This window comes from Achromobacter sp. SIMBA_011 (assembly GCF_046535435.1).
Lineage (GTDB): Bacteria > Pseudomonadota > Gammaproteobacteria > Burkholderiales > Burkholderiaceae_B > Achromobacter > Achromobacter dolens.
On the sequence record NZ_JAWRWN010000005.1, the window covers coordinates 220899 to 241095 of the forward strand.

Sequence of the window (20197 nt, forward strand, 5' to 3'; positions counted from 1 at the left end):
ATTGTTATTAATGGGCCAGTTTGTCGGTTATACCTTTTTTATTGAGCACCACACCGCGTTTTTACATAAACCTCGCCGTGGTCGGGTTTGTCCTTACTGTTGAGTATCTTTTGTGCAACGCCGGCGCCGATCCGGGAAACGACGGGTTTTAGCGGGTTACGGCGGCGAAATGCGCCGAAAAAGCCGGTTTCTCCGGTGGCTTGCAATTCCGGCGGACTTTGACCACAATATGACCTTGATTGCCCCGGTTCCGACCCGAGCCGGGGTTTTGTTTTGGTCGCAGCTTGCCGCATTCGTCCGGCGGGCCGGCCCGAGCGGGCGCAAGGGGATCCATCGGGTTCAGCTTTGCCCGCCCCTGGCCGTTCCGTTCCTGGCGATGCCCGTCACGAGTCCGCTTCCGACGGCGCCCCATGCGTCAGGTCCAAGACCTTCACACCGAGAACGCTCCGTCGGGGGCGTTTTCTACTTTTGTTTGGGAAACGACATGTCTGCCATTCCTTTGACCGTGCGCGGGGCCGAGCGCTTGCAAGAAGAGCTCCAGCGGCTGAAAACCGTGGAACGTCCCGCCGTCATCAACGCTATCGCCGAAGCGCGCGCGCAGGGCGATCTGTCGGAGAACGCCGAGTACGATGCGGCTCGCGAGCGCCAGGGTTTCATCGAGGGCCGGATCGCCGAGCTTGAGGGCACGCTTTCCAATGCCCACCTGATCGACCCGACTTCGCTCGAGGCCGAAGGTCGCGCCGTGTTCGGTGCCACCGTCGACATCGAGGACCTGGATTCGGGCGATCGTGTGACGTACCAGATCGTCGGCGACGTTGAAGCCGACATCAAGTCGAACCTGATCTCCGTGTCGAGCCCCGTGGCCCGCGCGCTGATCGGCAAGAGCGAAGGCGACGTGGTCGAGGTCAAGGCCCCGGCCGGTGTTCGCGAGTATGAAGTATTGAGCGTGCGTTACATCTGACGCTGGCTCTGAGCGGTAAAATCAGCAAAGCACCATAGCCCGCACCGGGTATCCGGCACGGCAACACTGCGGAACGCTATGGTGGATCGGGCGCGTAAAGCGCCCGTTTTTGTGCCCGGCGGAACTGCCCGGATTACCTTTTGGGCGACGACTTGCGGCTGGTGCCGCTGCGTGCTCCGGCGCGCAGGCTCAGCGCGCTGCCGGCGCGGCGCGGGATGCCGTGGCTGCCGGAGGCGGTCTTCTTGTTGCTGGGACGCATCGGCTTGCCGTTCTTGTTGAGCTGGTCCTGCGGCACGAAGCGCGTCTTCGGCTTGGGCTCTTCGGTTTCGGAGCGGCGCGGACGCTTGGCCAGGGTCTTGCCTTCGGCGGCGAGCTTCTTGGGCGTATGCGGCTCGGAGGCGCGGCGCTTGGCGGGACGTTCCGGCTCGAGGGCGGCCAGCACGGGCGGTTTGATGTTGCCGGCCAGCGGGCGGAACAGGATCAGGGTCTTGCCCAGGTGGTGCACCGGGGCGCAGGACAGGGTGTCGCAGATGGTCGACAGCATGGCCTCGCGGGCCTCGCGATCGTCGCCGCCGGCCCGGACCTTGATCAGGCCGTGGGAAGTGAGTGCCAGGTCGATTTCCTTGAGCACGGCTTCGGTCAGGCCGTTGTCGCCGATCAGGACGACGGGGCGCAGAGGGTGAGCGGCGGACCGAAGGTCGCTGCGCTCACGAGAGGTAAGTTCTAATATAGGCATGCGTGGAATTGTACGGTAATGGCCAAGAATAAATTCTCCAAAGACTGGATTCACCAGCACATCAACGATCCCTATGTGAAGATGGCGCAACAGAAGGGCTACCGGGCCCGCGCCGCCTTCAAGCTGATCGAGATTCTCGACACCGAGAAGCTGCTGCGGCGTGGCGACCTGGTCGTCGACCTGGGCTCGGCCCCCGGCAGTTGGTCGCAGGTGGCGCGCGAGCGCCTGGCGGGCCCGGGCGGCGTGGTGGACGGGCGCATCATCGCCCTGGACATGCTGCCCATGGAGCCCGTGGCGGGCGTCGAATTCATCCAGGGCGACTTCCGCGAGGATGACATTTTGAAACAACTGGAAGACATGGTCGGATCGCGCGCGGTGGATCTTGTAATCTCCGACATGGCCCCCAACTTGTCAGGCGTGGGTATCGCCGACGCCGCGCGCATCCAGCACGTGTGCGAGCTGGCGATGGAGTTTTCCCTCGCCCATCTCAAGCCCAACGGGGCGCTGATCGTCAAGGCATTCCACGGAACCGGCTTTTCGCAGATCGTGGAGTCCTACAAACAGCACTTCAAGCGGGTGGTCGAGCGCAAGCCGAAGGCATCGCGGGACAAGTCCTCCGAAACCTTTCTGGTTGCGCGCGATCTGAAATAACCCGCGCCGGGGCACGTGCCCCGGTGTCACAAGAACCCACCGGTCCGACGACGGCCGGCCTGCCGAGACAAAGACCAGCAAAATCACGAATCAGACGTAACTTAGCGGCCCCGCCCCTTCCCAGGACGCAACCCGGTCCGACAGGGTAGAATGGGCTATTGACATACTTGTGACTGTGCCATATGCGGGTGCGCGGTCGCCGGTCGGAATCGAAAGCAGGAGATCGACCTTGAATAATTCATTTTCGAAAGTCGCCGTCTGGATGGTGATAGCCCTGGTGCTATTCACGGTCTTCAAGCAGTTCGACGGACGCGCGCAGACCCAGGACGGCGTGACCTACACGCAGTTCATGGACGACGCCAAGGCGGGCCGTATCCGCAAGGTGGACGTGCAGGGCGGCCCTGGCGGCGACGTGCTCTACGTCACGCCGGACGCGGGCCGCCCCTACACGCTGACCTCGCCGGGCGACCTCTGGATGGTTTCCGACCTGCTCAAGTATGGCGTGCAGGTTTCGGGCAAGCCGCGCGAAGAGCAGTCGCTGCTGATGAGCATCTTCGTGTCCTGGTTCCCCATGCTGCTGCTGATCGGCGTGTGGGTGTTCTTCATGCGCCAGATGCAGGGCGGCGGCAGGGGCGGCGCGTTCAGCTTCGGCAAGTCGCGCGCCCGCATGCTCGACGAGAACACCAACCAGATCACCTTCGCCGACGTCGCCGGCTGCGATGAAGCCAAGGAAGACGTCCAGGAACTGGTCGATTTCCTGCGCGATCCCAGCAAGTTCCAGAAGCTGGGCGGTCGTATTCCGCGCGGCGTGCTGATGGTCGGCTCGCCCGGCACCGGCAAGACGCTGCTGGCCAAGGCCATCGCCGGCGAAGCCAAGGTGCCGTTCTTCAGCATCTCCGGTTCGGACTTCGTTGAAATGTTCGTCGGCGTGGGCGCGGCCCGCGTGCGCGACATGTTCGAGAACGCCAAGAAGCACGCGCCCTGCATCATCTTCATCGACGAAATCGACGCCGTCGGTCGCCAGCGTGGCGCCGGCCTGGGCGGCGGCAACGACGAACGCGAACAGACGCTGAACCAGATGCTGGTGGAAATGGACGGCTTCGAGTCGGGCCAGGGCGTCATCGTCATCGCTGCCACCAACCGTCCCGACGTGCTGGATCCGGCGCTGCTGCGTCCGGGCCGCTTCGACCGCCAGGTCGTGGTGCCGCTACCGGACATCCGCGGCCGCGAACAGATCCTGAAGGTCCACATGCGCAAGGTGCCGCTGTCGCCCAACGTCGACGCGACCATCCTGGCGCGCGGCTGCCCGGGCTTCTCCGGCGCCGACCTGGCCAACCTGGTCAACGAAGCCGCGCTGTTCGCCGCGCGCCGCAACGGCCGCACGGTCGATATGTCGGACTTCGAAAAGGCCAAGGACAAGATCATCATGGGCGCCGAGCGCCGCTCGATCGTCATGCCCGAAGAGGAACGCAAGAACACCGCGTACCACGAATCCGGCCACGCCATCGTCGCCCGCATGCTGCCCAAGACCGATCCGGTCCACAAGGTCACCATCATTCCGCGCGGCCGCGCGTTGGGCGTGACGATGCAGTTGCCGGAAAGCGATCGCTACAGCATGGACAAGAGCCGCCTGTTGTCGACCATCGCGGTGTTGTTCGGCGGCCGTATCGCCGAAGAGATCTTCATGAACCAGATGACCACCGGCGCCTCGAACGACTTCGAACGCGCCACGGCCATCGCCCGCGACATCGTCACGCGCTATGGCATGACCGACGAGCTGGGTCCGATGGTCTACGCCGAGAACGAAGGCGAGGTGTTCCTGGGCCGCAGCGTCACCAAGACCACGCACATGTCCGAAGCCACCATGCAGAAGGTGGACTCCGAGATCCGCCGCATCATCGATGAGCAGTACGGCGTTGCGCGCAAGATCCTGGAAGACAACCGCGACAAGGTCGAAGCCATGACCGCCGCGCTGCTCGAATGGGAAACCATCGACGCCGACCAGATCAACGACATCATCGAGGGCCGCCCGCCGCGTCCCCCGAAGACGCCGCAAGGTCCGTCGGATACGTCGGATACGCCTCCGACCGGCCTGGCCGCCGGCGGTAACACGGCAGCCGCGGTCTGAGGTCTTTCGTCCTGATTTATGGCGAATAACTTCCTTTGCGGGCGCTTCGAGTTTGATCTCGAGCGCCCGCTTGTCATGGGTATCGTCAATGTCACGCCGGATTCGTTTTCCGACGGCGGCCAGCACGACGATACCGACGCCGCGGTGGCGCATGCGCGCCGCCTGATCGACGAAGGCGCGCAGATCCTCGATCTGGGCGGCGAGTCGACGCGACCCGGCGCCGAGCCGGTGGCGGTCGCCGACGAGCTGGACAGGCTGCTGCCGGTGATCGAGGCGCTGCGCGACTGCGGCGTGCCTTTGTCGATCGACACCTTCAAGCCCGAGGTCATGCGCGCCACGCTGGATGCCGGCGCCGACATGATCAACGACATCTACGGCTTCCGGCAGCCCGGCGCCATCGAGGCGGTGGCGCAGTCGCGTTGCGGTCTGTGCGTCATGCACATGAAAGGCGAGCCGCGCACCATGCAGGCGACGCCGCCCGAATATTCCGACCTGATCGGCGAAATCGGTCTCTTTCTGGGGGCGCGGGCGCAGAAGCTGCGCGCCGCCTGGATCGATCCCCGACGCATCGTGCTGGACCCCGGCTTTGGGTTCGGCAAGACCGCCGACCAGAACTTCCAATTGCTGCGCCGGCTGTCGAGCCTGCGCAGCGGCGGTTATCCATTGCTGATCGGCCTGTCGCGCAAGAACATGATCGGTCAGGCCACCGGCCGGCCGGTCGGCGACCGGCTGTCCGGCAGCATTGCCGCCGCCCTGGCCTGTGTGGCCCGTGGCGCCTCGATCGTGCGGGTGCACGATGTGGCGGCCACGGTGGATGCGCTCAAGGTCTGGCAGGCGGCTGAACAAGGAGCAATCACTTCATGACTCAACGCAAGTATTTTGGTACCGACGGTGTGCGCGGCGAAGTCGGCGGCCCGGTGATCAACGCGGAATTCGCCCTGCGCCTGGGTTATGCCGCCGGCCGCGTGCTGGCGCGCGAACACGCGGTGCGCGGCGGCAGCCGCCCGCAGGTGGTGATCGGCAAGGACACGCGCATTTCCGGCTACATGCTGGAATCGGCGCTCGAGGCCGGGCTGTCGGCCGCGGGCATCGACGTGCTGCTGGCCGGCCCGATCCCCACGCCCGCCGTGGCCTACCTGACGCGCGCGCTGCGCCTGGTCGCGGGCATCGTGATCAGCGCCTCGCACAATCCTTACCAGGATAACGGCATCAAATTCTTCTCGGCCCAGGGCATGAAGTTGCCGGATGAGATCGAGGCGGCCATCGAGGCCGCCCTGGATGAGCCGCTGGGCTGTGTCAGCTCCGAAGGGTTGGGCCGCGCGCGCCGTATGTCGGACTCCCAGGGCCGCTACATCGAGTTCTGCAAGAGCACGTTCCCCAACGACCTGGACCTGAACGGCATGACGATCGTGGTGGACGCCGCCCATGGCGCGGCCTACAACATCGCGCCGCACGTGTTCCGCGAGCTGGGCGCCGAAGTGCACGCGATTGGCGTGCACCCGGATGGCTTCAACATCAACAAGGGCGTGGGCGCGCTGCACCCGGAGCAGTTGGCCAAGGAAGTGAAGGCGCGTGGCGCCCAGCTCGGCATCGCGCTGGACGGCGACGCCGACCGCCTGCAGATGGTGGACGGCGACGGCCGCATCTACAACGGCGACGAACTGCTGTACGCCATCCTGCGCGAGCGCATGCAGCGCGGCAAGGTGGACGGCGTGGTCGGCACGCTCATGACCAACTTTGGTTTCGAGCGGGCGCTGCAGCGCCTGAATGTGGGCTTCGAACGCGCCAACGTGGGCGACCGCTACGTGCTGGAACAGATGCAGGCGCGCGGCTGGCTCTATGGCGGCGAAAGCTCCGGCCACCTGCTGTGCCTGGATTGCCACTCCACCGGCGACGGCATCATCGCCGCGCTGCAGGTGCTGACCGCGCTGCGCCGCAATCATGCCTCGATGGCCGAATGGATCAAGGACCTGCGCATGTATCCGCAGAAGATGATCAACGTGCCGCTGACCCCGGGCCAGGACTGGAAGACTCATCCGGGCCTGACCGCCGCGCGCCAGGCCGTCGAGGCCGAACTGGGCGACCGCGGCCGCGTGCTGATCCGCGCCTCGGGCACCGAGCCCAAGCTGCGTCTGATGGTGGAGGCCGAGGACGAAACCCTGGCAGTGACGTCAGCCGAGAAGCTGGCGGCCAGCCTGGGATAAGCCAACTTCGCCAGGACCGGACATGGCCATTCATTGCTTTGCGATGAATGGCCATTGTTTGTTGGGAATAAGTATTGTTTTGTAAAGTTTTGTCGAACTTTGCGGAATTGTGGCCGCAGCGCTCCGAACTAAACTTCATAGTCACGTAACATATTGGTCAAGTCTTTGACATACAGGGCGTCCAAACTGACCGGACTCTCTAGGAGCTTCGCGCAATGCTGGAACTAGCACGCATCAACCCAAGCCGTAACGCTACCGAACCGTGGACAGGCCCCGCCGCACGGGTGCTGGTGGTCGGCCTGGCGCGCACGGCCGAGGAAATTGAACAGATCCAGCGCCTGCGCTACGACGTCTTCACCGAAGACATGGGCGCGGTCTTCCCCGATGCCCAGGACGGAATCGAGCACGACCGTTTCGATCCCTTCTGCGAGCATCTGATGGTGCGCGAACTCGACACCGGCCGTGTCGTCGGCACCTACCGCATCCTCACGCCCGAAAAGGCGCGCGAGGCCGGCGGCTACTACTCGCAATCCGAATTCGACCTGTCCGGCCTCGGCGCGATCCGCGACGAGCTGGTGGAAGTGGGGCGCTCGTGCACTCACGCCGACTACCGCAACGGCGCGGTCATCATGCTGTTGTGGTCGGGCCTGGCGGAATACCTGCGCCGCGGCGGCTACCAGTACGTGCTGGGCTGCGCCAGCGTCAGCCTGCGCGACGACGGCGTCACCGCTGCCGAAGTGTGGCGCACGATTTCCAAGCAATTGCCGACAGAAGGGCAGCCGCATGTGACGCCGCTGCATCGTTATCCGGTGGAAAAACTCAACAGCACGCTGCCGGCGCGCGTACCGCCGCTGATCAAGGGCTACCTGAAGCTGGGCGCGACGGTCTGCGGCGAACCCGCCTGGGACCCGGATTTCAACGCCGCCGACTTCCCGGTGCTGCTGAAGATGGACGGCATGGACGAGCGTTACCGCCGCCATTTCGGCCTGGATCAACCCACGGCCAACGGTCAGCGCTAATCATGCGCCGCTTGTTCCGCCGCATGAAGATCAGACTGATTCGGCGGGCAACGCGGCCATTCCGCCTGGAACTCAAGCAGCTCGAACGCGAGACCGATCTGTCGCCGTTCTAGCGCCAGATGCCCGCCACGCCACACGGCCCCGGATTCTTCCGGGGCCGTGCTGTTTTGGACGCGGCTCAGAACTCGAGCAGTTCGAACGAGAAGCCCACTTTCGACCATTCGGCTTCTTCCGCGCGCAGCGTGAAGTCGCTGAGCGGGTGTTGCGCGAGCCAGTCGCGGTTCACGCGCACGACGATGGAGTCGTTGCGCATGGACGCGGTCAGGGGCAGCGGGTCGATTTCGCCGCGGCGGCGGAACAGCAGCACCGCCAGCCGCAGGCTGAGGATGGCCATCCACTGGGCGCGATTGCGCACCAGCGGCTCGAGCTTGCTCAGCTTGCCCTGGTGGCCCAGCGCCAGCAGCGCCAGCAATTGCTGGTCGGCGCGAGAAAAGCCCGGCATGTCGGCGTTCTCGAGCACGTAGGCGGTGTGCTTGTGGTAAGCGTTGTGGGCGATGGACAGGCCCACTTCGTGCAGGTCGGCGGCCCAGCCCAGGGCGGCGCGCAGTTCGGCGCGCAGTTCGGCGCGTTCGGCGCCTTCGGGCATCATCGCGTCGAACAGGCTGAGCGCGGCGCGGTGCACGCGACGCGCCTGGTTGATGTCGACGTGATAGCGCTTCATGAACTGGCGCACCGACTCGTCGCGCTTGTCGTGCTCGTCGTCGCGGCCCAGCAGGTCGTACAGCACGCCCAGGCGCAGCGCGCCGTCGCCGGTGTGCATGACATCAATGCCCAGTTCGTCGAACAGCGCGCTCATGATGGCCAGCCCGCCGGGCAGCACGTCGGCGCGCTCGACCTTGATGCCGGGCAGCTCGGACGGGATGACGCGGCCGGCGCGCACGATGCGGTCTTTCAGCTTGCTCAGGCCGGCGCGGGTGATGCCGCGTTCGGACATGCCGCCTTCGGTGAGGATGGCGTACAGCGCCTTGGCGGTGCCGGAAGAGCCGTAGGCTTCCTTCCAGCCGGTCTTGCGGTACTGCTTGGCGATGACTTCGATCTCGCGCCGCGCGGCCAGCTCGGCCTGCTTCATCTGGTGGGCGTCGACGATGCCGTCCGAGAAGAACTGGCGGCTGTAGCTGACGCAGCCCATGTAGAGCGACGACATCAGGCCGGGTTCATGGCCCTTGCCGATGATGACTTCCGTGGAGCCGCCGCCGATGTCGATCACCAGGCGCTTGTTGGGCGAGGGCGGCAGGGTGTGGACCACGCCCGAGAAGATCAGGCGGGCCTCTTCGCGGCCGGCGATGACTTCGATCGGGAAGCCCAGGGCGGCTTCGGCCCGGGGCAGGAAATCGCGGGTATTGCGCGCCACCCGGAAGGTGTTGGTGGCGACCGCGCGCACACGGTTGGGATGGAAACTGCGCAGGCGTTCGCCGAAACGTTCCAGGACCGCGATGGCCCGCTCGATGGCGTCGTCGCCAAGGCGTTTTTCGGCGTCCAGCCCGGCGGCGAGCCGGACGGTTTCCTTGAGGCGATCGATCTGGTAGATCTGGGGCGTACCGTCCTGCTGAACGATGCGTCCGATGGAGAGGCGGAAGCTGTTGGACCCGAGGTCCACGGCGGCCAGAAGTTGATCCATGCGGCTCGTAATATTGGCTGTGAGGTGGCCTGATTATAGAGACCCCGTATGACAGCGCCTTCCGCTGCGGGTTTTCGCTTATGGAACAGGCAGTTGGCGCCGGGAGACCATGCTCCATGCGTCCCGGTTTTGTCGTACGCTACGCATTTGGCGTTGTGTCATAGAACCGTCACTATTTTGCAGTAAAACTCCACGCTCTCCTTACGTATGGAATCCGGTATGACCACACGCCCGCCCGCCGAGCCCTTGCTCCTGAATCGCGAGTTGTCGCTGCTCAAGTTCAACGAACGCGTGCTGGCGATGGCGGAAAATCCGAGCACGCCCCTGCTCGAACGGCTGCGCTACGTCTGTATCGTCAGTTCCAATCTTGATGAATTCTTCGAGATCCGGATCTCGAGTCTCAAGGAACAACAGCGCCAGTCGCCGAACTTGGTCGGCCCGGACGGCATGACGCCCGACCAGGCGTTCGAGAACGTCCAGCAGGCGGTGCACGAGCTGGTGGGGCGCCAGTACGCGCTGCTCAACGACGCCATCCTGCCGGCGCTGCAGGCCGAGGGTATCGCGCTGCACCATGCCTCGGAATGGAATGCCGAGCAGCAGGAATGGGCGCGCGAGGTCTTCAACCGCGACGTGATGCCGCTGCTGACGCCGATCGGGCTGGACCCGGCGCATCCGTTCCCGCGGGTCTACAACAAGAGCCTGAATTTCATCGTCTCGCTGTCCGGCGCCGACGCCTTCGGCCGCCAGGCCTCGATCGCCGTGGTGCAGGCGCCGCGCGCGCTGCCGCGCCTGATCAAGATGCCGCCAGAGCTGTCCGGCCATCCGGAAGGCTACATCCTGCTGACCTCGCTGCTGCGCGCCTTCGTCGGCGAGCTGTTCCCGGGCCTGGAGATGCTGGGCTGCTACCAGTGGCGGGTGACGCGCAACAGCGACCTGTTCGTGGACGAGGAAGAAGTCACCAACCTGCGCCACGCCCTGCAGGGCGAGCTGTCGCAGCGCAACTTCGGCGCCGCGGTGCGCCTGGAGATCGACAAACTGACGCCGGTCGAGCTGGAAACCTTCCTGCAGCGCGAATTTTCCCTGAAGGCCGAGGACACCTACCGGGTGCCGGGGCCGGTGAACCTGTCGCGCCTGATGCAGTTGTGCAATTCGCCCAACCGGCCCGACCTGCTGTTCCCCGATTACCGCGCGCCTGTGCCGGCGCCATTCGACCGCGTCGGCGACAAGCCGGCCGAACTGTTCGAGGCCGTGGCCGAGCAGGACCGCCTGCTGCACCACCCGTACCAGTCGTTCCAGCCGGTCATCGACTTCCTGACGGCCGCCGCGCTGGATCCGGACGTGATGGCCATCAAGCAGACCATCTACCGCACCGGCGAGGATTCCGAGCTGATGAAGATCCTGCTGGCCGCGGCGCGCGCCGGCAAGGAAGTGACGGTGGTGGTGGAACTGATGGCGCGCTTTGACGAGCAGACCAACATCAACTGGGCCTCCAAGCTGGAAGAGGTGGGAGCGCACGTGGTCTATGGCGTCGTGGCGCACAAGACCCACGCCAAGATGGCGGTGGTGCTGCGGCGCGAAAAGGGCCGCCTGCGCCGCTACGCCCACCTGGGCACCGGCAACTACCACCCGCGCACCGCGCGCCTGTACACCGATTTCGGCCTGCTGACCGCCGATCCCAAGCTGTGCGAGGACATGGACAAGGTGTTCGCGCAGTTGACCGGCCTGGGCGCGCGGCGCGCGCTCAAGTCGCTGATGCAGTCGCCGTTCACGATGCATGAAGGCATGGTGGCGCTGATCCGCGCCGAGGCTCGCGCCGCCAAGGCGGGCAAGCGCGCGCGCATCATGGCCAAGATGAACTCGCTGCTGGAAGAGCAGATCATCGAGGAACTCTACAAGGCCAGCCAGGCCGGCGTGAAGATCGACCTGATCGTGCGCGGCGTCTGCGCGCTGCGCGCCGGCGTGCCGGGACTGTCCGAGAACATCCGGGTGCGCTCCATCGTAGGCCGCTTCCTGGAGCATTCGCGCGTGTTCTATTTCTACGCCGAAGGCGCCGAGACGGTGTACCTGTCCTCGGCCGACTGGATGGACCGCAATTTCTTCCGCCGCGTGGAAATCGCCTTCCCGATCTACGACAAGGCCCTCAAGAAGCGCGTCATCGACGAAGCCTTCACGTTCGCCCTGCGCGACAACCAACTGGCCTGGCAGCAACAGGCCGACGGCGACTACGTCCGCGTCCGCAGCCGCCGCGAACCCTTCAACCTGCACCAGTACCTGATGCAGAAGCTGGGCGTATAGCCTCGCCCGTCCTTCTCCCTTCGCGGAGGCCATGCGGAAACGGAACCAGGCCCCGCCCAGCGGGGCCTTCTCTATCCGCCCCCACATCCCCCACCAGCAAGCCACTCCCCATGCCAACCGCGCCCCTCCCAATCCAGGCCGCGCGGATCCGGCCCCGCCGGTCCACCACCGGCGCCCCCCTGGGGCGACCTCCGTCCCCACATCCCCCACCAGCAAGCCACTCCCCATGCCAACCGGCCCTTCCCAATCCAGGCCGCGCGGATCCGCCCCCGCCGGTCCACCACCGGCGCCCCCTGGGGCGACCTCCGCCCCCACATCCCCCACCAGCAAGCCACTCCCCCATGCCAACCGGCCCTTCCCAATCCAGGCCGCGCGGATCCGGCTCCGCCGGTCCGCCACCGGCGCCCCCCTGGGGGGGAAGCGCGCAGCGCTCCGGGGGGGGGGTTTATGACTGTCACTATCCTGTCACGTTGGACTTCTAACATGCGAGGGTCGCTGAAAGACGGGCAGTAGAAAGCCTGCCAAAGACTCCTCTAACGAGCACAGAAGGAACCAAGATGTTCAAACGTGTCTTCAAACAAGTTTCCCTGGGCGTCGCGCTGAGCGCCGCCGTTTTTGCCGTCCAGGCCGCCGACGTGACCGGCGCCGGCGCTTCGTTCCCGTACCCGATCTACGCCAAGTGGGCGTCGGACTACAAGGCTGCCACCAACAATGCCGTGAACTACCAGTCGATCGGTTCGGGCGGCGGCCAGCAACAGATCATCGCCAAGACCGTCGATTTCGGCGCCTCGGACGATCCCATGAAGGCCGCTGACCTGGAAAAGAATGGTCTGCTGCAGTTCCCGGCCGTCATCGGCGGCACGGTTGCCGTGGTGAACATCGACGGCGTCGAGGCGGGCAAGCTGAAGCTGTCCGGCAAGGTCCTGGGCGACATTTTCCTGGGCAAGATCAAGAAGTGGGACGACGCCGCCATCAAGGCGCTGAACCCCGACCTGAAGCTGCCGTCGGCCGACATCATCGTCGTGCACCGTTCGGACGGCTCGGGCACCACCTTCGGCTGGACCAACTACCTGTCCAAGGTGTCGCCGGAGTGGAAGGAACAGGTCGGCGAAGGCAAGGCCGTCAAGTGGCCCGTGGGCCAGGGCGGCAAGGGCAACGAAGGCGTCGCCGCCTACGTCGGCCAACTGAAGAACTCGATCGGCTACGTCGAATACGCCTATGCCAAGCAGAACAAGCTGGCCTGGACGCAACTGCAGAACAAGGACGGCAAGTTCGTCCAGCCGGAACAGAAGGCCTTCGCCGCCGCCGCCGCCAACGCCGACTGGAAGAGCGCGCCTGGCATGGGCGTGGTGCTGACGGACGAGCCGGGCGCCGATTCGTGGCCCGTCACCGCCGCCACCTTCATCCTGGTCCACAAGTCGCAAGACAAGCCGGTGCAGGGCAAGGCCGTCCTGGACTTCTTCGACTGGGCCTTCAAGAACGGCGCCAAGTCGGCTGAAGCCATGGACTACGTGCCGCTGCCGGAAGCCGTGACCAAGGAAATCCGCGCCGCCTGGGGCGAGGTCAAGTCCGCCGACGGCAAGGCTGTCTGGAAGTAAAGCGGATGCCTGGCGCGCGACATCGCGTTCGCGCGCCGGCATCGGCCCACTGCCCCGGTTGCCGGCTTGCCGCAGACCGGGGCGGGTCCCCCGGACCCACTCGTCGTTTCTCCCAAGGTTTCCTAAGGAAAGTCCATCCATGAGCGCGGTAATGGATAATAGTGTGCCGCTTTCGCCCAGCGTGGCGGACTCCGTGACTACCGGCACGCCTTCGCCTATGAAGCAAAATAAAAACGCGCTGATGGATGCGCTGTTCAAGAACCTGACCCGCCTGTTCGCCTTCCTGGTGTTCATTCTGCTGGCGGCGATTCTCATTTCCCTGATCTACGGCAGCCGCGAATCGCTGGCCAAATACGGCCTGTCGTTCCTGTGGCTGAACGACTGGGACCCGGTCAAGCAGAACTACGGCGCGGTGGTGCCCATCATCGGCACGCTGCTGACCTCGGCCATCGCCCTGATCATCGCGGTGCCGGTGTCGTTCGGCATCGCTATCTTCCTGACCGAACTGTCGCCGACCTGGCTGCGCCGCCCGCTGGGCACCGCGGTCGAGATGCTGGCGGCGATTCCGTCGATCATCTACGGCATGTGGGGCCTGTTCGTCTTCGTGCCGGTGTTCCAGCAATACGTGCAGCCGTTCCTGATCGCCACGCTCGGCAGTGTGCCGATCATCGGCGGCATGTTCGCCGGGCCTCCGTTCGGTATCGGTATCTTCACCGCCGGCCTGATCCTGTCGATCATGATCATCCCGTTCATCGCCGCGGTGATGCGCGACGTGTTCGAACTGGTGCCGGCCATGCTGAAGGAATCGGCCTACGGCCTGGGCAGCACGACCTGGGAAGTGATGTGGCGCGTGGTGCTGCCCTTCACCAAGTCGGGCGTCATCGGCGGCATCATGCTGGGCCTGGGACGCGCGTTGGGCGAGACCATGGCGGTGACCTTCGTGATCGGCAACGCCTTCAAGTGGTCCGGTTCGCTGTTCTCGCCGGGCAACTCGATCGCCTCGGCGCTGGCCAATGAATTCAATGAAGCCGGTGGCATCCAGAAGTCGGCGCTGCTGGAACTGGGCCTGATCCTGTTCCTGATCACCACGATCGTGCTGGCCCTGGCGAAGATGCTGCTGGTCCGCCTGTCGGCCGGTGAAGGCAAGAAATCCTGACCCCGGCCCACAAGGAAAAGATCATGGCTGTCTCCGTACTCAATATGCAGAACGGCGTGTATCGCCGGCGCCGGGTGGTCAACCGCATCATGCTGACCATCTCGCTGGCCACGCTGGTGTTCGGGCTGTTCTGGCTGTTCTGGATCATCCAGACCCTGCTGTTCAAGGGCGCGCCGGCGCTGTCGTACACGCTCTTCACCGAAATCACGCCGCCGCCGGGGCAGTCCGGCGGCCTGGTCAACGCCATCTTCGGCAGCGTGATGATGGCGGGCGTGGGCACGCTGATCGGCACGCCGGTCGGCATCCTGGCCGGCACCTACCTGGCCGAATACGGCCAGCGCGGCTGGCTGGCGCCGGCCACGCGCTTCCTGAACGACGTGCTGCTGTCGGCGCCGTCCATCATCATCGGTCTGTTCATCTACGCCGTGTACGTGGCGCAAGTCGGGCACTACTCGGGTTGGGCCGGCGCCATCGCGCTGTCGATCCTGGTGATCCCGGTGGTGGTGCGCACCACCGACAACATGCTGCTGCTGGTGCCCAACAGCCTGCGCGAAGCCGCGGCCGCGCTGGGCTGCCCCAAGTGGCGCATGATCACCCTGGTGTGCTATCGCGCCGCCAAGACCGGCATCATCACCGGCGTGCTGCTGGCGATTGCCCGCATCTCGGGCGAAACCGCGCCGCTGCTGTTCACGGCGCTGTCGAACCAGTTCATGTCGACCAACATGAACGGCCCGATGGCCAACCTGCCGGTCGTGATCTACCAATACGCCGCCAGCCCCTTCAAGGACTGGAACGACCTGGCGTGGGCCGGCGCCACCCTGATTACGCTGCTGGTGCTGGGCATCAACATCATTGCCCGCAACATGTTCCGCAAATAAAGATCGCTTTGCCGGCGCGCCCGCCGCGCCGGACCTAGGGAAACCAAATGGAAAACACCGCTACCGCCGTCAAGAACAAGATCGAGGTCAAGAACCTGAACTTCTACTACGGCAAGTTCCATGCGATCCGCAATGTGAACATGTCGATCCAGGAGAAGAAGGTCACCGCCTTCATCGGCCCGTCGGGCTGCGGCAAGTCGACGCTGCTGCGCACCTTCAACCGCATGTTCGAGCTGTATCCGGGCCAGCGCGCCGAAGGCGAGATCATCCTGGACGGCGAGAACCTGCTGACCGCCAAGACGGACATCTCGCTGATCCGAGCCAAGGTCGGCATGGTGTTCCAGAAGCCCACGCCGTTCCCCATGAGCATCTACGACAACATCGCCTTCGGCGTGCGCCTGTTCGAGCGCCTGTCCAAGGGCGAGATGGACGAGCGCGTGGAATGGGCGCTGAGCAAGGCCGCGCTGTGGAACGAAGTGAAGGACAAGCTGCACCAGAGCGGCAACAGCCTGTCGGGCGGCCAGCAACAGCGCCTGTGCATCGCGCGCGGCGTGGCCATCAAGCCGGAAGTGCTGCTGCTGGACGAGCCGTGTTCGGCGCTGGATCCGATCTCGACCGCCAAGATCGAGGAACTGATCGCCGAGCTGAAGAACGACTACACCGTCGTCATCGTGACCCACAACATGCAGCAGGCCGCTCGCTGTTCGGATTTCACGGCCTACATGTACCTGGGCGAGCTGATGGAATTCGGCCAGACCGACCAGATCTTCGTGAAGCCGTCGCGCAAGGAAACCGAGGACTACATCACCGGCCGTTTCGGCTGAGCGTCCATCGAAACGGTTGCCTGTCGGGCAGACTGCGCGATCCGCCTTGGATCCCGCATGAAACAACGGCGCACCTTCGGGTAGCGCCGTTGTCGTTTACGCCAGTCCGATTCCGCGGCGAGCGCCGCGGTGCCGGACGCTCTGCCTGTCAGGACTGCTGCTGCCCCACGGGCCGCGTGCCGGCGGCCGGCCGCGACGACGCGCCGCCCGCGTAGCGGCCAGGGATCAGGATCACAAACGCTGCCGCCAGCACCGCCGCGCACGAGAACGCAATGAAGTTCCACGCCAGCGGCAATTTCAATCCCGCCAGATAGCCGCCGACGATGGGGCCGCTCATGGCGCCGATGCGGGCGAACGACAGCGCCCAGCCGGTGGCCGCGCCGCGCGCGTGCGCCGGGTAGTAGCCGGCCAGGTAGCCGGTCAGGATCAGCGACGACGAAATGCTGCCGATGCCGGCCAGCGCCACCCACAGGTAATTGACCGCCAGCGGATTGTTGTAGGTCAGGCAGTAGATGCCGACCGCGCCCACCAGGTAGAACAGCGCCACGATCTTGCGCGGCTCGCTCTTGTCGGCGAACTGGCCCAGCACCAGGCCGCCGATGGCCGAGGCCAGGCTGAAGACCAGCAGGAACGAGATGCTCGAGCCCAGGTCGTAGCCGTTCTTGCGCATGATCTGCGGCAGCCAGGTGTTCAGGCCATACACCAGCATCATGCCCAGGAACAGCGCGCCCCAGAAGCACAGCGTGGCGCGCAGGTGGCGCGGCGCGAATACCGCGGCCATGACGTCGCGCCACGTGGCTTTTTCGCCCGTCACTTCGCGCGGGCGGAACGGTTCCAGCGAGGCAATGCCCAGGCGCTGCGCCATGGCGCGGGCGCCGGCCTCATCGCCTTTGGCCAGCAGGTATTCGAGCGATTCAGGCAGCAGGCGCGCCAGCACCGGCACCAGCAGCAGCGGCGCCGCGCCCACCAGAATCACCGCGCGCCAGCCCCAGTGCTGCAGTACCGCCATGGCCACCGCGGCGGAGCACAGGATGCCGAGCGAGTAGCCGGAATACATCACACCGTAGTTGAAGCCCCGTTTGGCGGGCGGGGAATACTCGATCGTCAGCGCCGCCGCCACCGGAATGACCCCACCCAGTCCCAGGCCGCCGATGAAGCGGAAGGTGGCGAACCATGTCGGCGTCGGCGCCCAGGCCGCGCCGATCATGGTCAGCGAGAACAGCGTCACGCAGGCCAGCAACATGCGTCGGCGGCCCAGCAGGTCGGACAGCGTGCCGACGGCGAATGAGCCGACGAACATGCCCGCCAGCGCGTAGCTGCCCAGCATGCCGAGCTCGATCGGCGTCAGGTTCCAGTTCTTGTCGTCCGCCAGGGCGGGCAGCACCGCGCCCATGACGCCGACGTCGTAACCCTCGAACAGGATCGCCAGCCAGCAGACGAACAGCACCGTGTAGGTGGTCCGCGTGGGCGTGGCCCAGGCGGACGGAGAGGAGGCATTTGCCATGGGATTCCCGATGTATGTCGTTATTTGGTTTGTCAAATTAATTTATGCTTCAACTATATAGGTGTCAATCAGGGGATCGCCGGGCATGGCCGTGGCGAGCAGGGCATCGGGCCGTTGCACGGTGATGCGCCGGTATCTGGTATAGTTGCGACCCTCGGGGCGTAGCGCAGCCTGGTAGCGCATCTGCTTTGGGAGCAGAGGGTCGTGAGTTCGAATCCCACCGCCCCGACCAAAAAAATCAAAGGGTTAGCTCAATGACATTGAGCTAACCCTTTTTCTTTGCTGGGCATATGGGACAACATATGGGACAACGAACTTGCAGTTGGCGGTGAGCAAGTTCAGGCGGCATCAAGGCAAGGATGTGCACTCGGTAGCAATAACCCATCTCGGGACTTGCCGGGTCTCTGCTTGATTGGGGGGGGGGCGGGCAGCTCGCTGCACTTTGGGCTCATCAGGCCAATTGGGTGGGCTCTGGGGACTGTTGCGCTTGGGGCTGGCCAAACCCCTTCATCTGAGGCTGTGTTGCTGGGGCAGCAAAGCGAGAGTTCCGAGCCCAGGTCGCAGAGCATCGGCGGCACCACGCGACAGTTGAATCGTTACGACCCCTCGGCCCTTCCATCCTCGCGGCGTTATTCGTTAGCGGACCAAATGCCGAGCGGTGCTGTGGACCGGTCTTCCGCGGTTGCACTTTTAAAGCGTCGCGGCCTGTACTCTGCATGTGCTGTGTGCATTGCACTGAGACCATACTGCACACCTCAGTGTCAAATGCGCTCTGAGCTGCGCTGAGAGAAATCAAAGTCGACGGTCTGTCCGACCCGAACTGCGGAGACTTGGCCTAGTACGGGAATGAGGGGATAGGGCATCCTTTAACCTAGTACTGATACGAGGGGTGCCCTTTCGACAATGGAAGTAGGAGTTGCCAGCGCAATGTCTGAATGGCTGCGACAGGGACACGGAGTCTTTCAGGCGGCTAACAGATTATTTCGCTGAGTCGACCCCGGGCTGGCCGCGATCCCGCGTATGAGGCGCTGAAACTTGTCCGCAGGTCCGTAGATTTCACCCCGCCGCAACCGTCCGCACTTGTGAATCGTGGGGGGGCGGCCTTGGTGGATCCTGCTGCACCGAAGGAGCGTGGGGCGCGATTAATTCTCAGAAACACGGAACGTGGGTCGCCGCAAAAAGGTCGGCAATGGCTGGACCAAGCGCGGTTCATGTCGCGGAGAAGTTAGTGGCTTGAATTGCCGACAGGGTATTTGAGTATCTCCGCCTGGCAAACAGTTCCCAGTCAACAGAGTCCGGCTCGTGGCGTTGCAAAAATAACTCCCACCTTGAGACGCCGGCGCCGGACAGTTGCCATCCTAGTCACGTACGTCTGGAACATCATCAACCGTTGATCGTTCCAGCTTCACTGACAGTGGGCGAGGGGCGGGGCGGCTGTCCAGTTGTGGACCATCGAACAGATCCGGAGTGCTTGGCTGGCGTAGAGATCAAGTGTTGACGCCATCAGTCAAAGCCCGTTTCAAACACCCTATCAAAATCCCCTATCAAATATTCCGAATGTGCGGGGAAGCTTGGCGCCCCGGGGGGCATCGATTCTTGGCCTGGACAGAAGGGAAGGCTGGCTCGGCGGTCTCACGTTCTAGCGAGCGAAGTCGTTGGATTGTGCAATACAGGACTCTGGCCACACCCTCCGACTTGCCCACTTTCTTTTGCACGGCGCCAACCTTCTTCTAGACCCTGCAAGGCAAAAACTCGGAGATTCGACTCGCGTTTCAGAAACAGAGCGCGAGACCGCGCAGAACGCGCTCTGGGCTGCAATGACTCTAAAGTGGCTGCCATCCCGTCACCCGAGGTGTTTCGATCGCTCGTGCGGGCTGTGGACGCGTCTAAGGGCCATCACTGCATCTACGAGGGCGTCCCATCTGGAATTGGTCCGGCCTATTGTGGCTTATCAGGTCAGACAGCGGCGCAGACGCTGTTGACACTGGCGTAGCCAGTAAAAGATTTGGGATTGGGAATGGGATTGGGATTGGTAGCTTTGCATCCGGTTTGCACTGGGTTCGAAAGTAAAACCTGGCCATAACCTGCTGGGTTTCCGGTACAGGCCCCGAGGTTCCCTCGCTTCGTGGGTATTTCTCCTATGAGGATCGCCATGGATCCTGTGTCAGCGGCGCTCATGGACCTCAAGATCTGAGCAACTGTGCTGGGGCACAGCGCGCTCCTTTACGCCGTGTTTCAGAACCAAATTGGTCGAGTGCCGCTCTAGGTTTTGATGTGGGAACCGGCGGTTAACCAAGTAGGAACCCAGCAGGATCCCAACGGGTTTCCTGTTACGAACGATGTTGCGTTGCGCTGCGGATTCTCAGTTCATATCCGGCGGTGATTGCTATCATCAGGCGTACCGATAGGGCTGTGTTTGTGGAGAAAAGCGTATGGACTTGGGTACTACGGTGATGCTCGGAGTACTTGTAGCTGTTATCGCATTCGGCCTTTGGGTCGCGAATAACATCGCTCGTTCCGAAGGGCGCAACAAAGAAGACCATCAGACCTGAAGCGGCAATAATT

The 20197-nt window shown here is 64.1% G+C and carries 14 protein-coding genes and 1 tRNA gene; 12 read left to right on the plus strand and 3 right to left on the minus strand.

What is annotated here, in order from left to right; genetic code table 11:
* Positions 1-484 precede the first annotated feature (484 nt).
* Entirely contained in the window at positions 485-961 is a 477-nt protein-coding gene (gene greA / locus SB816_RS19280) for a transcription elongation factor GreA (RefSeq protein WP_006385475.1), read from the plus strand.
* A gap of 133 nt (positions 962-1094) precedes the next feature.
* On the opposite strand, the gene SB816_RS19285 is transcribed toward greA, so the two are convergent.
* Positions 1095-1697: a YhbY family RNA-binding protein gene (locus SB816_RS19285; RefSeq protein WP_049075379.1), complete on the minus strand. Its 603-nt coding sequence runs from the start codon at positions 1695-1697 to the stop codon at positions 1095-1097.
* An 18-nt stretch (positions 1698-1715) separates the two neighbouring features.
* Between SB816_RS19285 and SB816_RS19290 the strand changes: the two genes are divergently transcribed.
* From SB816_RS19290 to SB816_RS19310, 5 genes are all read left to right on the plus strand, one after another.
* A complete protein-coding gene (locus tag SB816_RS19290) occupies positions 1716-2348 on the plus strand; it encodes an RlmE family RNA methyltransferase (RefSeq protein WP_006385473.1) in 633 nt (210 codons plus the stop codon).
* Between the two features lie 229 nt (positions 2349-2577).
* Positions 2578-4476: an ATP-dependent zinc metalloprotease FtsH gene (ftsH, locus tag SB816_RS19295; protein ID WP_054501104.1), complete on the plus strand. Its 1899-nt coding sequence runs from the start codon at positions 2578-2580 to the stop codon at positions 4474-4476.
* An 18-nt stretch (positions 4477-4494) separates the two neighbouring features.
* Entirely contained in the window at positions 4495-5340 is an 846-nt protein-coding gene (gene folP / locus SB816_RS19300; protein ID WP_054501105.1) for a dihydropteroate synthase, read from the plus strand.
* Entirely contained in the window at positions 5337-6680 is a 1344-nt protein-coding gene (gene glmM / locus SB816_RS19305) for a phosphoglucosamine mutase (protein ID WP_054501106.1), read from the plus strand. The genes folP and glmM overlap by 4 nt, the downstream gene beginning before the upstream one ends.
* Positions 6681-6895: 215 nt before the next feature.
* A complete protein-coding gene (locus SB816_RS19310; protein WP_054501107.1) occupies positions 6896-7699 on the plus strand; it encodes a GNAT family N-acetyltransferase in 804 nt (267 codons plus the stop codon).
* 178 nt (positions 7700-7877) lie between these two features.
* On the opposite strand, the gene ppx is transcribed toward SB816_RS19310, so the two are convergent.
* Entirely contained in the window at positions 7878-9377 is a 1500-nt protein-coding gene (ppx, locus tag SB816_RS19315) for an exopolyphosphatase (protein ID WP_054501108.1), read from the minus strand.
* A gap of 219 nt (positions 9378-9596) precedes the next feature.
* On the opposite strand from ppx, the gene ppk1 reads away from it, so the two are divergent.
* From ppk1 to pstB, 5 genes are all read left to right on the plus strand, one after another.
* Entirely contained in the window at positions 9597-11672 is a 2076-nt protein-coding gene (gene ppk1 / locus SB816_RS19320; RefSeq protein ID WP_054501109.1) for a polyphosphate kinase 1, read from the plus strand.
* Positions 11673-12229: 557 nt separating this feature from the next.
* Positions 12230-13270, plus strand: coding sequence for a phosphate ABC transporter substrate-binding protein PstS (gene pstS / locus SB816_RS19325; RefSeq protein WP_064524069.1), 1041 nt, complete (start codon positions 12230-12232; stop codon positions 13268-13270).
* 139 nt (positions 13271-13409) lie between these two features.
* Entirely contained in the window at positions 13410-14426 is a 1017-nt protein-coding gene (gene pstC / locus SB816_RS19330) for a phosphate ABC transporter permease subunit PstC (protein WP_054501111.1), read from the plus strand.
* A 23-nt stretch (positions 14427-14449) separates the two neighbouring features.
* On the plus strand, positions 14450-15304 hold the full coding sequence (pstA, locus tag SB816_RS19335; RefSeq protein WP_080977466.1) for a phosphate ABC transporter permease PstA: 855 nt from the start codon (positions 14450-14452) through the stop codon (positions 15302-15304).
* A gap of 47 nt (positions 15305-15351) precedes the next feature.
* A complete protein-coding gene (gene pstB / locus SB816_RS19340) occupies positions 15352-16128 on the plus strand; it encodes a phosphate ABC transporter ATP-binding protein PstB (protein ID WP_006385463.1) in 777 nt (258 codons plus the stop codon).
* Positions 16129-16276: 148 nt separating this feature from the next.
* Here the strand turns inward: pstB and SB816_RS19345 are convergent, their stop codons facing one another.
* A complete protein-coding gene (locus SB816_RS19345; protein WP_116792840.1) occupies positions 16277-17632 on the minus strand; it encodes an MFS transporter in 1356 nt (451 codons plus the stop codon).
* Between the two features lie 155 nt (positions 17633-17787).
* On the opposite strand from SB816_RS19345, the gene SB816_RS19350 reads away from it, so the two are divergent.
* Positions 17788-17864: transfer RNA gene (locus SB816_RS19350), tRNA-Pro, on the plus strand.
* Positions 17865-20197 lie beyond the last annotated feature (2333 nt).